This is a genomic window from Oceanobacillus aidingensis (assembly GCF_042654105.1).
GTDB lineage: Bacteria > Bacillota > Bacilli > Bacillales > Amphibacillaceae > Oceanobacillus > Oceanobacillus oncorhynchi.
Genome location: NZ_JBHSFT010000050.1, coordinates 149,099 through 163,746 on the forward strand (window position 1 = coordinate 149,099; position 14,648 = coordinate 163,746).

Genomic DNA, 14,648 nt, shown 5'->3' on the forward strand with positions numbered 1-14,648 from the left:
TTAATAATAATTTAACACGTGTATCTTGTGTTAACAAGCTATAACTTATCTACATATAGTTGTATATAAGTTGTGTATAAGAAGGTGGGTAACCCTGCTTACTGTTGTTATTAAAACATTTTTATGTTGATAAAGTTATCCACATAATCGAAAAATATCAGAATTTGTCGAACGATTTTCTAGAGATAGATGTATTTTTAGAGATCAGGCTGCATAGTTTCCGATCAACAAAAGAAAAAATTGGAAATCGCTGTCGATTAGGCGAACATTCCTAATGGAGGCAATAATTCTTTGAAACGCTAGTCAGTTGTAGTAGGATTAGGTATAATGTGATGTAGCATGAATACTCCCGCCACTTAATTTCATCTGAAATTTGAAGTGGGGGTTTCTGGGGTATCGACTTTACAAATGACGATTAAGCCCCAGTGGAGTTGACACATTGATGTGCTGAAAACATCCAACCCCGCTATCCCATTGGTCCTGCCTTTGGGATTACATTTCAGCCTGCTTGAGGTTGACACGTTTGTAGCAGTGTAACTGGCTGGGACTGCGATTACTCGTCCCATCGAAGGGCTTTTGTAAGAATCCAACTTCAAGAATGGTGAGAACTCAAAATTCTAAGTAGGAGATCCAACAGCCAGTATCGGCCCGATTCGTTCAACTAATATCCAGGGGGAAAGAACCCCCTGAATAAAGTTTCACTTTATGTGCCTTGGCTGAAATGTTTGGCTTGAACATTTTATGTGACAAAGCAACGATTCTCGCCACAACCTTTTATTGGTTTAGTTTTCAAAGAACATCTTTCAAAAATATTATACCATGCAAACTTATGTTCGTGAATGTGGAAAAAGACGATTCAGTTCCTACCTGCTTGGCTTCACTCTGTGCATTCCGACGTACAAATGTTTTCGATGGGACGAGTAATCGCAGTCCCAAATGTTTTCGATGGGACGAGTAATCGCAACCCCTGGACGTTGCGGGGTTAGCCTGGCTTGAGGTTGGGATTCCTTTCGCCTAATGATGATAGAATTTCTTTATCTTGTATATGCGGATTAAGTTAAATAACAATGTTTGTATAAGTAAAGTACTATAGTATGCAAGGAACAAATATGTTAATTTATTGGAAATCTTGAGGTGTGTATATGTTTTCTAAATTTTTGCCGGATGAGCAAATTGATCAAATTTTTGACTTGAAACCAGAGAAATTAAAAGAAAAGGGAATCAAGGGGATTATCACAGATTTGGATAATACGCTTGTTGCATGGGATGTGAAAGATGCAACCCCTGATGTGATTACATGGTTTAAAACAATGGAAGAAAATGATATAAAAGTAACCATCATATCAAATAATAATCAAGAACGTGTCACCGTTTTTTCGGAGCCGCTTGGAACTCCCTTTGTTTTTAGTGCCAGAAAACCTTTGAGCAGAGCTTTTAAGACTGTTGCAAAGCAAATGGATTTAAAAAAAGAAGAAATTTTAGTCGTCGGTGACCAGGTGATGACGGATGTCCTCGGAGGCAATATGGCCGGATTCTATACTGTACTGGTCATTCCTGTAGTGCAGACAGACGGAAAAATAACAAAGATTAACCGTTTTATGGAAAGAATTATTTTAAAAAGAATTAAGAACAAGGATAAGCGTTATAAGGAGGAATAAGGTTGGAGCAACATATTTGTCAAGGGTGCGGAAGTATTATTCAGACAGAGCATCCGAATGAAGCAGGATATGCGCCAGTCAGTGCATTAGAGAAAGACGTTATTTTATGTAAAAGATGTTTTCGTTTGAAGCATTATAATGAAATTCATGATGTGTCGATAACGGATGAAGACTTTTTGAAAATGGTCAGTTCCATACGTGATAGAAATGGATTGATAGTGCATATCATCGATGTATTTGATGTAGATGGTACGCTATTAAGTAATTTGCCAAGAATCACGGGGGACAACCCGATTATTTTAGTTGGCAATAAGCTGGATTTATTGCCAAAATCGACAAATGAAAATAAGTTAAAACAGTGGCTGCGTCATGAAGCGAGCCAGCTGGGAATCAAAATAAAGGATGTTGTATTGATTTCTTCTGTAAAAGGAAAAGGAATAGATGAGCTGAAGGAAAAAATAGAAGCACATCGGTCTGGCAAGGATGTATTTATTGTTGGTGTCACGAATGTCGGGAAATCAACATTTATCAACCGTTTAATTAAAGAGTCAACAGGAGAAGAAGAGGCCATTACGACGTCTTACTTCCCGGGAACTACATTAGGATTTATCGAAATACCATTAGATGAAGATTCATTTTTAGTAGATACACCGGGAATCGTTAATAAACAGCAGATGGCACATTATGTTTCTGAAAAAGAATTAAAAATGATTACACCCAAAAAAGAAATTAAGGCCAGGGTTTATCAATTGCAGGAACAGCAGACCCTATACATTGGCGGCTTAGTAAGGATGGACTTTATTAAAGGAGAGAAACAATCGTTTGTATGTTACTTCTCGAATGACTTAACGATTCACCGTACAAAACTGGAGAATTCGGATGAATTATACGAGAAGCATGCCGGGGAGCTGTTGTCTCCGCCGTATAAAGAACAGTTGGAGAACTTCCCGCCGCTTACGGCACACAGCTTTAAAATAGAAAAAGGAAAAGTAGATATTGTTTTTCCGGGATTAGGCTGGATCAGTGTGCAGGGCGAGGGGGCTACGGTAGCAGCCCACAGTCCCAAAGGGGTTTCCGTAACCACCAGAAAATCCCTTTTATCCGGCCAGCAGTAAGCAGGTAAACTTCTGAGAGAACACAAAAATAATATCGGATCCAACTATTTATCATAGAGAGAAGAGAGACAGGAGGCGTACCGTTGAGTTTAAAATTGAAATTAATCGGTTATCCCATCAAGCATTCCTTATCACCTTGGATTCAGACTTCCTTTTTAGAGCGTTCCGGTCTGGAAGGTTCTTATAGATTGCATGAAATAGCAAGTAAGGAAATTTTTGGTGAGGAAATGAAGAAGTTGAGAGAAGAAGAAGTGAATGGATTTAATATTACGGTTCCTTATAAGCAAACAATTATTCCTTATCTGGATAGAATTGATATTACTGCGGAACGCGTGGGGGCAGTCAATACCGTTTCTTTGGAAGGAAATGAATGGGTCGGGTATAATACGGACGGAATTGGCTATGTGCAGGCATTGCGCGATAAGTTTCCTGATATGGACAGGAATATAGATGTTCCTATTTTAATACTCGGTGCCGGCGGAGCTGCACGAGGTATTTTCCATGGACTGATTCAGGCAGGCTATACGAATTTGACGCTTGCCAACCGGACGAAGTCAAAATGTGAAGATATTATGAAAGGAACCAGTGCTTCTGTTATCACGCTGGCAGAGGCTGAGAAAAACATTGCAGCATATGATGTTATTATTCAAACCAGCTCTGTTGGGATGGAGGAAGCAAAGCAAATCGTAGACCTGTCTAATTTAAAAGCAGGCACGATTGTCAGTGATATTGTATATCAGCCGCTTGTGACACAGTTTTTAAAGCAGGCAGCGGAAAAAGGCGGCCGGATTCATTATGGACATACGATGCTGCTTTATCAAGCACAGAAGGCATTTGAAATCTGGACCAACAAAAATGTCGACGTCACTGGAATGGATGAAGAGATGATAACCAAGATAAAAGGGGATAAAGCAGATGTTAACCAATAAACAAAAGCAATTTTTACGAAGTGAATCGCACCATATTAAGCCTATTTTCCAGGTTGGGAAAGATGGGGTAAATGAAAATATGGTCACACAAATCAGCGAAGCATTAGAGAAGAGAGAATTGATAAAGGTCAGTATTCTTCAAAATTGTGTAGAGGATAAACATGTTGTTGCTGAACAGATTTCTGCCGGCACGGAAGCAGAAGTGGTACAAATCATCGGCAATACGATTATTTTGTATAAAGAGTCAACGGACCATAAAGAAATTAAATTACCATAAACAGAGGCTGTTCATAAAACCGCCAGCGGTCATAATGGGACGAGTAATCCAAATGACGCTTCATGTTTGAAAGCATATTAATAATTTCAGAAGGTGAGTCTTTGAAAAAGATTGGAATTTTAGGCGGAACATTTAATCCGCCGCATATAGGACATTTATGGATTGCTGAAGAAGTAAGAATCCGAAAGCAATTGGATGAGATATGGTTCATTCCGACGCGGACACCACCTCATAAAGATACCGTCGTTTTGGATGCATCCCATCGCTTGCGGATGCTTCATTTGGCAATCAAGGATAATCCTTATTTTCAAGTAAACGCGCTAGAGCTTGAAAGAGAAGGGAAATCATACACTTATGACACGATAAAGGAACTGACGGCGGACTTTCCTGAGGCTGATTTCAGCTTTATTATCGGCGGGGATATGGTAGACTATCTGCCAAAATGGAATCGGGTAGAGGAACTAGTTCATATGGTTCGTTTTATAGGTGTATCGAGACCGGGATATACATTAGATACGCCTTATCCTGTGGAACGCTTGGAGATACATCCTTTGGATATTTCCTCTACCTTTATCAGAAATCGATTAGAAAAAGGGGAGAGAGTTCGTTATTTGCTTCCTGATGGTGTGATGAATTATATTAAGGAGAATCAGATTTATGAATATAGATAACCTGAAGGCAGATTTGAAGGAAAGACTGACGAAAGGAAGATATGAGCATACGTTGAGAGTAACTGATACAGCAGCAGAGCTTGCTGTAAACTTTCATGAATCCGTAGAAAATGCTACTATCGCTGCCTTATTTCATGATTACTGTAAATGTGATTCCTTAGAGGAAATGAAGCAAACCATTAAAACGAGCAGCGAACTTCCGGATTTGCTTCTTTCATTTCATCATGAATTATGGCATGGACCAGTTGCATCGGTCCGGATAGAAGAAAATTATGCAATTACGGATCAAGAGATAAAAGATGCTATTTACTTCCATACAACGGGAAGAGCGGATATGACAAAGCTGGATAAAATTATCTTTATCGCTGACTATATTGAGCCGTTCAGAAATTTCCCCGGGGTAGAGGAAGTGAGAGAGACAGCTAAGACAGATTTAACAAAAGCATGTTACCAGGCAGCAAAGAATACGGTTCGTTTCTTGATGGAAAGGGACAACACTGTATATCCTGACAGCTTTCATGCTTATAACGACTTAAATCAACACATTTTTGGAGGAATAAAAAAATGAATAATAAAGAATTAATACAAGTAGTTGCAGAAGCCTGCGATGATAAAAGAGCAGAAAATATTGTTGCCTTAGATATGAACGAAGTATCTTTAGTCGCTGATTATTTCGTGATTTGCCACGGAAGCAATGAACGGCAGGTACAAGCAATTGCCCGGGCAATCAAAGAAACTGCAGAAGAAAATGGAAAAGACATTAAAAGAATGGAAGGCTTTGAAGAAGCGCGATGGGTTCTTGTTGATGTCGGTGATATCGTTTGTCATGTTTTCCATAAGGATGAAAGATATTATTATAATTTAGAAAAATTATGGGGCGATGCGGACCGTATTGCGCTGAATATTACGCAGGAAGGGTAAGGAAAATGGTGTATCGAAAAATGGCTGCGGTCTATAATCGGCTGATGGATAATGTCCCATATGATGATTGGGTGGTTATTATTCAGCAAATGATAGCTCAGACAGAAAGACCAGTGCAGTCAATTATTGATTTAGGCTGTGGTACCGGAGTCATTACCCGGAAATTAGCTGCTGGAGGATATACAATGACGGGGGTAGACCAGTCCGGGGACATGCTGCATGAAGCGCAAAAGGATCTAGAACCTGCAGATGGTATCAGCTGGTTAGAAGCAGATATGACAAAGCTGGATGGTGTGGAGCAGCGTTATGACATGGCAATCAGCTGCTGTGATGTAATAAATTATGTAACAGACCTTCAAGCTGTAGAGCAAACTTTTAAGAATGTTTATCAGCTGTTAGAACCAGACGGGATATTTTTCTTTGATGTCCATTCCATGCACACTGTAGAGGATATCTATATCGGCCAGACATTTTCCGATGTAATGGAGGAGGCGGCTTATATCTGGGAGTGTATCCCGGGAGAGGAGAAAGGAGAAATGTACCACCATGTTACCTTTTTCCAACAAGAAGAAGAAGACCGCTTTATTCGTTTTCAAGAAGAACATCATCAACGGACATTTCCGATAGAAGTATATAAAAATATTTTAAAAAATATCGGTTTTAAGAAAATCCATATCTATGCTGATTTTTCATTAGAAGCAGATAATTGGGATGAACAATCAGAAAGGATTTTCTTTTTGGCTGAAAAATAAGCTGCAAAAGTGTATTTTAATCTATTTTCTGAGGAAAAGGAGATTATCTTTCTTTGTCGAAATACTAAGTAAGAGGGTACTATTTTGACAAAGAAGGAGGTAATACCTTTTGTATTGGTTAAAGAAAAATAGTTATATTTTTATTGTGATTGCTGCTGTTATTATTTTTTTTATATTTATCAGCAAAGAAGAACCGTCCAGCCCGTTATCCGCCTCATTAATATCTTCAGATTTGGAAGAACCAACAGAAGCCCCGCTTACTAAGGAAACTCCGGCAGAACAACAAGCACGAACAGCAGTAGTCGATGTAAAAGGAGAAGTGATGCAGCCGGGAGTATATGAAATGGAACAAGGTGACCGGATCAGGGATATTATTGACCGAGCTGACGGGTTTACCGAAAATGCAGATATTCTACAAGTGAATTTAGCACAGGTTGTTCAGGATGAGATGGTTGTCTTGATACCTGCTGTCGGCCAAGAAGAACCTGTAGTGAATGCTCCTGCGGGGGAGCAGACAAATAACAATAAGATAAAAATAAATACGGCTTCCAGTGAGGAGCTGACCCAGCTTCCTGGTATCGGACCTGCTAAAGCGGAAGCGATTATTGCCCATCGTGATAATCATGGATTGTTTCAAACACCAGAGGATTTATTAGAGATTTCTGGTATTGGAGAAAAAACACTGGAGACGCTGATCGAGCATATCCAAGTGCCGTAGAAAATAAGGGAAAGAGGGGATCATCATGGAGAGAATTGCTTGGGATCAATATTTTATGGCGCAGAGTCATCTACTAGCTTTAAGAAGTACGTGTACCCGTTTAATGGTAGGCGCTACGATTGTCCGGGATAAACGTATTATTGCCGGAGGTTATAATGGAAGCGTTTCTGGGGATGTACATTGTATCGATGAGGGCTGCTACGTCATTGATGGACATTGTGTACGGACGGTTCACGCGGAAGCAAACGCACTGCTGCAATGTGCGAAATTCGGAGTGCCGACAGACGGCGCTGATGTATATGTTACCCATTTTCCCTGTCTGCAATGCACAAAACAGCTGATTCAAAGCGGTATTAAAAATTTATTTTATGCAGAAGATTACAAGAATCACCCTTATGCAGTCCAGTTATTTGAAGAGGCTGGCGTGCAGACACAAAAAGTACCGTTGGTTGATGCTGTAGTGGATACAAAGTTTGAAGAAAAGACTGCTTTTATACATGCGCTGATGGAAAAATTGGATGCATCCAATTTGACGCCGGATGAAACAGAGACAATAAAAGCCGATGCAGAGCGGCTGTTTTTTAATGAAGAGAGAAAGCAGTGAGGGGATATTGGCATTTTCCTGCAATTGCCGCCGTGTCAGCCATTTTATATCATTTATTGGATATGAAATGGCTGCTCCTTCTTTTTATACTCTGGCTCATTTGGCTCAAGCTTCTGAAAAAAATGAATGTCACCGTTTGGCTGGTTACAGTGTTCAGCTTTATCACCTTTCTATCTATTATTCCGATTATTCCCCAGACCGTCTATGAAGAAAGCTCGATAGATGCAGAAATTACCGGGAAAATCGAAGGAGAAGTAAAGCTTAGCTCCAAACAAATCCAATTCACCCTCCAACCTCTACAAAACTCCTCTAAACTTTTAGTTACGTATTTTCCTGAAAAGGATGAAGATTTTCGTGAAATTCCTCTTGAGCATGCTTTATTTCACGGCTCCACCTGCACCATTCAGCAAACAGTTGAAATTCCCCCTTCCAGTACAAATCCCGCACAATTTGATTTCCGTCAATTTTTACTGCAAAAACAAATTACCCATCAGGCTGTTTTAGAGGATTTTAATCAAATTAACTGTGCCGTTGAAAAAGGCATCCTTCCATTACTTTATAAGGTGAGGACAGAGCTGCTGAATGAAATGGAGGGTACTTGGAGTGATTATACTGCCCCGTGGATTAATGCTATCGTTTTTGGAGACACCTCAGCAATGGGAGAGCCTGTTACAGAGTTATTTCAGCGGTTTGGTCTCTCGCATATTATTGCTATCTCAGGCACCCATGTCACCTTGGTCATTGCTATTTTATATTTGATTTTAGTGAAAGGAAACCTGCTGACGAAAGAGAAAACACAGCTGTTTTTAATCCTGTTTCTGCCGCTTTACGCCATATTGGCTGGAGCGAATCCCCCTGTTCTCCGTGCTGCTTCAATGATGATTGGACTCCTTCTATTTCAAAAGTTTCGATGGAAACTGCCGTATTCCGATTTGCTGTGTATTATCTTTATGGTGTTTATTCTTTGGGATCCTTATATCATTTACCATATCGGATTTCAGTTTTCCTTCGCAGTAACCTTTTCCATACTTCTGTCTCAGGAATGGATCAGCAAGTCAAAATCACCTGTTTGGAAGATCTTTCAAGTGAGTTTTATTGCTCAAATGGCAATTCTTCCGCTCCAGATTTATTATTTCAATATCTTTCATCCGTTGTCTATTCTGATGAATCTGACAGTTATTCCTTATTTTACCTTCTTCGTCATCCCGCTTATGTACGTTTTTGCAGTTGTTCATTTTTTACCAGATAGTATGCTCGTCATTTTGGATAAGCCTTTTACATTTATTCATGAAAGGGTTCTGGGAGCTATTGAATGGGTCGATAATACATTCGTTCCGCCTATGTATCTAGATCAGTTATCCATCTTCAGCGTCATGTTTTATTTTGCTTGTTTTTTCTTGTTTATGAAGTTTTTAGAGCGAAGACAGGAAAAAGCAGCTTGGATTGCAGGGGTTCTTTTAATCCTTCCAGTTTTAATGACGGCAGCCAAGCCGTATTTTCAGGAGGAAGGTATTGTGACCATGTTTGATATGGGGCAGGGGGATGCTATTTTAGTGGAAGCAGCAAGAAGAGAAGCAGTTGTTATGATCGATGCTGGCTCTGCTTTTCATTTTGAAGATATGGAACCGACCAGAGGAGTGTATAAAAATATTATTCGTGCTTATTTTCATCAGCGGGGGATTAAAGAACTGGATGCGATTATTGTTACACATGACGATGTCGATCACTTTGGGAGTGTCCGTTTTATTTTAGAAGAGGTAAGCGTAAAGGAATTAATGGTAAGCGCCTATTTTGATCCAGTGCTATTAGAAGAGTTCCAAGCAATTCAGCCATCATTAAATATAACGCAGATTGGATCAGGGGATGTACTGAACTTTCATGATGCTATTTCCTTTCAGGTATTGGCGCCGGATATAGATAAGGGAAATTCAAATAACAATTCGATTGTTCTATATACAAATTTTGGCTTGAAATGGCTGTTTACTGGAGACATCAGCAAGAAGATTGAAGAAAAAATAATACATGATTATCCTGCACTGCAAATCGATATTTTAAAGGTGGCACACCATGGCAGTAAAACATCTACAGGAGAAGCATTTATAGAAGCGGTTCAGCCGCGTTTCGCTTTAATTTCAGCCGGGAGAAATAACCGTTATAATCATCCAAATGAAGAAGTATTGGACATATTAGAAAATAATGGAATTCAAGCGTACCGCACGGATGAGGATGGGGCGATTCAATTTTATTACACGGCGGAAGGAGGAACCTTTTCAACCTTTTTACCATAAAATAAAAATAAAAGAATAAACCTTACCGGACAACAAAAAAAGAAGAGATAGCATCCCTTCTTTTGACCCTCTATCTCTTTTATTATTGACCAATTACGCTGATGGTAACGCCCACCGCAAAAATGATAAAGAAAAAGAGAAATGAAAAGGTAAATCCTTTAATGGAGTCTACAACATCGCTGCCTTTGTACTGCGGATCTTTTTCGAATTCGTTCAAGATATACCCCTCCTCTGCTCACTATTATAGTATAAATCATCCACATAAAAAAATCTACATTCTTTACATGATTCCTTCTTCTATATGGTAACAGCCAATTTTAGCAACAGTTGACATCTATAGTTTTTGCACAGAAGCGCAAATTATATATAAGCAAATATCGTTCTTAAAATTTGTTTCTAGAGCTTATTTTAAGGCGTTTAAAATAGATGCTTCATAAAGGAAGGATGCAAAAGTCTTGCGGTTCTTCCTTTATTTTTTTGTTGCGTTTATGTCTGCTTCCTTATAGGATAAAAAGAGACGAGTTTATGCATGGAACATTCACATGCTCAGTATCGAAATAATGTCTAGATGGGAAGCGTAATATGCATGATGGACCAAATAAAAAAAATAAAAACTAATCAGATTCATCCGGTTTACTTTGCTTTTGGAACAGAATCCTTTTTTCTGGAACAATTAAAAGACCGGTTAGTAAAAACAGTTTTAGACGGAGATAAGACTAATTTATCCCTTTATGATTTAGAAGAAACCTCCATACAGGAAATATTAGCAGATGCAGAAACATTTCCATTTTTCGGTGAACGCAAATTAATATTTGCCGCCAATGCTTCTTTTGTGAAAACAAAACCCGATAAAACACCGTTTGAACATGATTTAACGTATTTACAGGAGTATCTGCAAAATCCGCCTGAGTATTCGGTGTTATTGGTTATAGCGCCTTATGAAAAATTAGATGAGCGTAAAAAAGTAACAAAACAATTAAAGAAACTGGCGTCCCCCGTGGATTGTCAACAAGTAAAAGAAAAAGATGCAAGAAATTGGATTCAAAGTCTGATGAAGTCATATGAGATAGAAATTGAACAAGAGGCGATGGAAATATTGGAAGCAGAGGTCTCTAATAATATCCAGCTCCTGCAAAGCGAGATGGAAAAGCTGGCTCTTTATGTTGGAGAAAATGGGGTTGTTACAAAAGATATTGCACAGCAGTTAGTGTCACATACCCCGACCACTACGTCTATCGCACTTGTCGATGCAGTTATGAAAGGAAGTATTCAGGAAGCAATTCAAATTTATCAGGATTTAGAGAAAGTGAACGAGGATCCAATTGCGATGATTGGACTGCTTGCTTACCAATTTCGTATGATTTTAAGAGTGAAGCAGCTGAAAAAGAAGGGGTATTCTCAATTTCAAATTCAGAAGCATATTGGCGCACATCCATATGTTATTAAAGTAGCAATGGCCAGAGAAGCTAAACTGCCCGAAGAGCGTCTGTCTTACATCCTTTGCCAGCTTGCAGAAACGGATGCCAAAATGAAGCAGGGACTGATGGAAAAAGGGCTGGCATTTGAATTACTGTTGATGGATTTAGTATAGTGAGCTGCGTTTCAAAAACATAATAAAAGGTGAAGTATTTACGGCAATTGTCCGTACTTACTTCACCTTTTATTTATTATGATGCGTTAACTTTTTTTGCTAAACGAGATTTTTGACGGCTAGCAGCGTTTTTGTGGATAATTCCTTTTTGAGCCGCTTTATCAATTTGCTTGTTCGCAGATTGGAATGCTGCTTTTGCATTTTCCACATCGTTTGCTTCTACAAATTTTTCTACACGTTTAATCTCCGTACGCATTGCAGAAAGCTGGGAAACGTTATTAGCGCGTTTCTTTTGGTTAACTTCTACACGTTTGATTGCAGATTTAATATTTGCCATGTTTATTCACCTCCTAAAAAGTATACGATTTTAAAAAACATGTTTTAGAGGTTGTTCAAGCTGAATTGCTTCTGAACATGCCCTTTTGTATGCTTTCATCAATTGTCTATATTCACAGTACGACAAGAGTATTTTACCAAAGCTACCTAATCTTTTCAATAGAATTGTTGCTTAATCAATAAATTGGTATGAATTTATTCCAGGCGTGCATGCTAAGAATGTTTGAAAACAGGAGTTTATCCGGTGAAATTTCCATCTAAAAATAAAGTGTAGAAGGAAAGCTTTATTTTTAGATAATGGAATTTTATTTTATCAGAATAACGCATATTGAATAAAGGGGTGCGGTGTAATGAAAAATAGAGAGGATCATTTTCAAGTAAGAACAGACTTAGCTGTAGAAGCAAAGGATATGTATACGGAAAAGCAAGACAATAAACAGAAGGAAGTTGCGGGTGTCACATTTAAAGAAAGCACGATAAAGGATATAAATATTTCCTATGTGACGATTGATGAGGCAGGCGCTGAACAAATTGGGAAGAAACCGGGGAACTATGTCACCATTCATACTGACGGTGTCAAAAAGCAAGATACAGAGAAACAGCATCAAGCAGCGAAGATTTTAGCAAAAGAGCTGGAGGAATTAATGAGAAAGCAAGACTTGCCTGATCAGGCCTCTTGTCTGATTGTGGGGTTAGGTAATTGGAATGTAACACCGGATGCTTTGGGTCCGATGACGGTAGAGAAAGTGCTGGTAACCAGTCATTTATTTCGTCTTCAGCCGGAATCTGTGGCAGAAGGATATAGCGAAGTAGCTGCGATTACACCGGGTGTGATGGGAGTGACAGGTATAGAAACCAGCGATGTGATTTTTGGGATTATCGAAAAATACCAGCCTGATTTCGTTATTGCCATTGACGCGCTAGCATCGAGATCTATCAGCAGAGTGAATGAAACCATTCAATTATCGGATACAGGTATACATCCAGGTTCAGGGGTTGGCAATAAACGAAAAGAAATAAGCCGTCAGACACTCGGTATACCTGTGATTGCTATTGGCGTGCCAACGGTGGTGGATGCAGTTACTATTACAAGCGATACCATTGATTACTTATTGAAACACTTCGGTAGAGAATGGAATGAAAGAGATGATCCATCTAAATCCTTAACTCCTGCTGGTATGAATTTCGGCTCGAAGCAGTTAACAGATGAGGACTTGCCTGATAAAGCACAGCGTGAAAAGCTGTTCGGCATTGTTGGCGGCCTGTCGGAAGAAGAAAAAAGACAGCTGATAATGGAAGTATTAACGCCGATTGGTCATAATTTAATGGTTACGCCTAAAGAGGTAGACGGCTTTATGATTGATATGGCTGAAGTGATAGCAAATGGGCTGAACGCTGCATTACATGAGACAGTAACGATTGATAATTTTTCAAGCTATTCCAGGTAGCCGTATGAAGCTTTAACATCCTCTATCAAGTCTATTTTTTCTTTTTACACGGTTCTACTTTCTCTAGTTTACTCATAGGTTGGACTATAGAGTTATTAGAGAAAGGTGGCATCGTGTATTTTTATGAAAAAAAATAACTGGAGCAAAATGGTACAAACCTTTTCTCGACGAAGCGGGCTTTATATTATATTTTTTGTCAGTATATTTCTTTTAATAAGTATATTAACGGCAGTCCAGCCTGCCTATCGATTTTCATCAGATACGTTATCGAATTGGACGAAGGAAATGGACAGTGCGATTTTTTATCATTTGATTACAATGGAAAATCGTGCTTATAAGCAGAGTTTTCCGGAAGGGGAAGCAGAAATACCTCAATTATCTGGTGTGTTTCTTGAGCTTACGTCTAATGTGAAACCAACAGATCCCAGGAGCTTTTTTGGTAATGAAATTCCAGGTTTTTCGATATTTGACAATCAATTATTAATGGCAAGTGAAAATGATTTTACTCATTTTCCGATTGAGTCCAATCCGCCTTTAGAGGAAGTATTAAGGGAAAGGGAAGCGGTGCTGACAGGTGAAGATGAGGAGGAGACAGGAGATGCAGAAGAAACGGAGGAAGAAACAGAGGAAACGGAAAGCGAGCAAACAACTGGAGACAGAGATGTTGTGTTTATTTATAATACCCACAACAGAGAGTCGTTTTTACCGCATTTGCCAGATGAAACAGACCCCAATAGCGCCATGCATGGGGAGATTAATATCACAAATGTCAGTGATCGTTTAGCAGAAGGTCTTAAAAGGAAAGGAATTGGCACACAAGTAGATAATACAGATTTCGGGGAGCTCCTGAATGAAAGAGGCATGGGATATCATCAATCCTACGAAGTCTCTCGGGATATTGTTGCGGAAGCAGTGGCCGGCAATCAGGAGATTCAATACATGTTTGACCTTCATAGAGACGCCCTTCGCAGAGACAAGACGACACAAACGATTGAAGGCGAAGATTATGCAAAGATTTTATTTGTTATCGGCACCGGGCATCCGGATTATGAAAGGAATCTGAAAGTAGCAACAGAGCTGCATGGATTGATGGAAGAAGAATATCCGGGTTTAAGCCGGGGAGTGTTCCAAAAGGACGGATCAAGCGGGAATGGCGTTTACAATCAGGATATGGCAGAAAATGCATTGTTGATTGAATTTGGCGGTGTAGATAACACGATGGATGAGCTGTATCGTTCTGCTGATGCCTTAGCAGAAGTATTCAGCGACTATTATTGGGATGCCGAAGCCGTTCAGTCTGATGAATAAGTATGTGAATATTCTTATGTAAGGAGCGATTT

16 protein-coding genes are annotated in these 14,648 nt (G+C 39.2%); 14 read left to right on the top strand and 2 right to left on the bottom strand.

Annotation, left to right across the window (positions count from 1 at the left end; translation table 11 throughout):
• Positions 1-1,142: 1,142 nt before the first annotated feature.
• From ACFO3P_RS21680 to ACFO3P_RS21730, 11 genes are all read left to right on the top strand, one after another.
• Positions 1,143-1,658 (top strand): YqeG family HAD IIIA-type phosphatase, encoded by a 516-nt coding sequence (locus tag ACFO3P_RS21680; protein ID WP_042534879.1) that lies wholly within the window; start codon positions 1,143-1,145, stop codon positions 1,656-1,658.
• Between the two features lie 2 nt (positions 1,659-1,660).
• Positions 1,661-2,773: a ribosome biogenesis GTPase YqeH gene (gene yqeH, locus ACFO3P_RS21685; protein ID WP_193064672.1), complete on the top strand. Its 1,113-nt coding sequence runs from the start codon at positions 1,661-1,663 to the stop codon at positions 2,771-2,773.
• An 83-nt stretch (positions 2,774-2,856) separates the two neighbouring features.
• Complete coding sequence (gene aroE, locus ACFO3P_RS21690) at positions 2,857-3,702, top strand: shikimate dehydrogenase (protein ID WP_193064673.1); 846 nt, start codon at positions 2,857-2,859, stop codon at positions 3,700-3,702.
• Entirely contained in the window at positions 3,689-3,979 is a 291-nt protein-coding gene (yhbY, locus tag ACFO3P_RS21695) for a ribosome assembly RNA-binding protein YhbY (RefSeq protein WP_042534873.1), read from the top strand. Before aroE ends, yhbY begins: the two co-directional genes overlap by 14 nt.
• 101 nt (positions 3,980-4,080) lie before the next feature.
• Positions 4,081-4,650, top strand: coding sequence for a nicotinate-nucleotide adenylyltransferase (locus ACFO3P_RS21700; RefSeq protein WP_042534870.1), 570 nt, complete (start codon positions 4,081-4,083; stop codon positions 4,648-4,650).
• Positions 4,637-5,218: a bis(5'-nucleosyl)-tetraphosphatase (symmetrical) YqeK gene (gene yqeK, locus ACFO3P_RS21705; RefSeq protein ID WP_193064674.1), complete on the top strand. Its 582-nt coding sequence runs from the start codon at positions 4,637-4,639 to the stop codon at positions 5,216-5,218. The genes ACFO3P_RS21700 and yqeK overlap by 14 nt, the downstream gene beginning before the upstream one ends.
• Positions 5,215-5,571, top strand: coding sequence for a ribosome silencing factor (gene rsfS / locus ACFO3P_RS21710; protein WP_042534866.1), 357 nt, complete (start codon positions 5,215-5,217; stop codon positions 5,569-5,571). The genes yqeK and rsfS overlap by 4 nt, the downstream gene beginning before the upstream one ends.
• 5 nt (positions 5,572-5,576) lie before the next feature.
• The gene (locus tag ACFO3P_RS21715; RefSeq protein ID WP_289584581.1) at positions 5,577-6,323 is read left to right on the top strand and encodes a class I SAM-dependent DNA methyltransferase; all 747 of its coding nucleotides are present in this window, start codon (positions 5,577-5,579) and stop codon (positions 6,321-6,323) included.
• 109 nt (positions 6,324-6,432) lie between these two features.
• Positions 6,433-7,041, top strand: a complete 609-nt coding sequence (locus ACFO3P_RS21720) for a helix-hairpin-helix domain-containing protein (RefSeq protein ID WP_193064676.1) — start codon at positions 6,433-6,435, stop codon at positions 7,039-7,041.
• A 25-nt stretch (positions 7,042-7,066) separates the two neighbouring features.
• Positions 7,067-7,645: a ComE operon protein 2 gene (locus ACFO3P_RS21725; RefSeq protein ID WP_042534861.1), complete on the top strand. Its 579-nt coding sequence runs from the start codon at positions 7,067-7,069 to the stop codon at positions 7,643-7,645.
• Positions 7,642-9,933 carry a DNA internalization-related competence protein ComEC/Rec2 gene (locus tag ACFO3P_RS21730; protein WP_289584582.1) on the top strand — a complete coding sequence of 764 codons (2,292 nt, stop codon included), beginning with the start codon at positions 7,642-7,644 and terminating at the stop codon, positions 9,931-9,933. Before ACFO3P_RS21725 ends, ACFO3P_RS21730 begins: the two co-directional genes overlap by 4 nt.
• Positions 9,934-10,015: 82 nt before the next feature.
• Here the strand turns inward: ACFO3P_RS21730 and ACFO3P_RS21735 are convergent, their stop codons facing one another.
• Positions 10,016-10,150 carry a YqzM family protein gene (locus ACFO3P_RS21735; RefSeq protein WP_040980284.1) on the bottom strand — a complete coding sequence of 45 codons (135 nt, stop codon included), beginning with the start codon at positions 10,148-10,150 and terminating at the stop codon, positions 10,016-10,018.
• A gap of 369 nt (positions 10,151-10,519) precedes the next feature.
• Between ACFO3P_RS21735 and holA the strand changes: the two genes are divergently transcribed.
• Positions 10,520-11,524, top strand: coding sequence for a DNA polymerase III subunit delta (gene holA / locus ACFO3P_RS21740; RefSeq protein ID WP_226895065.1), 1,005 nt, complete (start codon positions 10,520-10,522; stop codon positions 11,522-11,524).
• 76 nt (positions 11,525-11,600) lie between these two features.
• Here the strand turns inward: holA and rpsT are convergent, their stop codons facing one another.
• Positions 11,601-11,861: a 30S ribosomal protein S20 gene (rpsT, locus tag ACFO3P_RS21745; RefSeq protein WP_042534858.1), complete on the bottom strand. Its 261-nt coding sequence runs from the start codon at positions 11,859-11,861 to the stop codon at positions 11,601-11,603.
• Positions 11,862-12,210: 349 nt separating this feature from the next.
• Here rpsT and gpr point away from each other — a divergent pair, with 349 nt between their 5' ends.
• Together gpr and ACFO3P_RS21755 are read left to right on the top strand one after the other, a co-directional pair.
• On the top strand, positions 12,211-13,308 hold the full coding sequence (gpr, locus tag ACFO3P_RS21750) for a GPR endopeptidase (RefSeq protein ID WP_042534857.1): 1,098 nt from the start codon (positions 12,211-12,213) through the stop codon (positions 13,306-13,308).
• Positions 13,309-13,431: 123 nt separating this feature from the next.
• Positions 13,432-14,616: a stage II sporulation protein P gene (locus ACFO3P_RS21755; protein ID WP_193064679.1), complete on the top strand. Its 1,185-nt coding sequence runs from the start codon at positions 13,432-13,434 to the stop codon at positions 14,614-14,616.
• Positions 14,617-14,648: the final 32 nt, after the last annotated feature.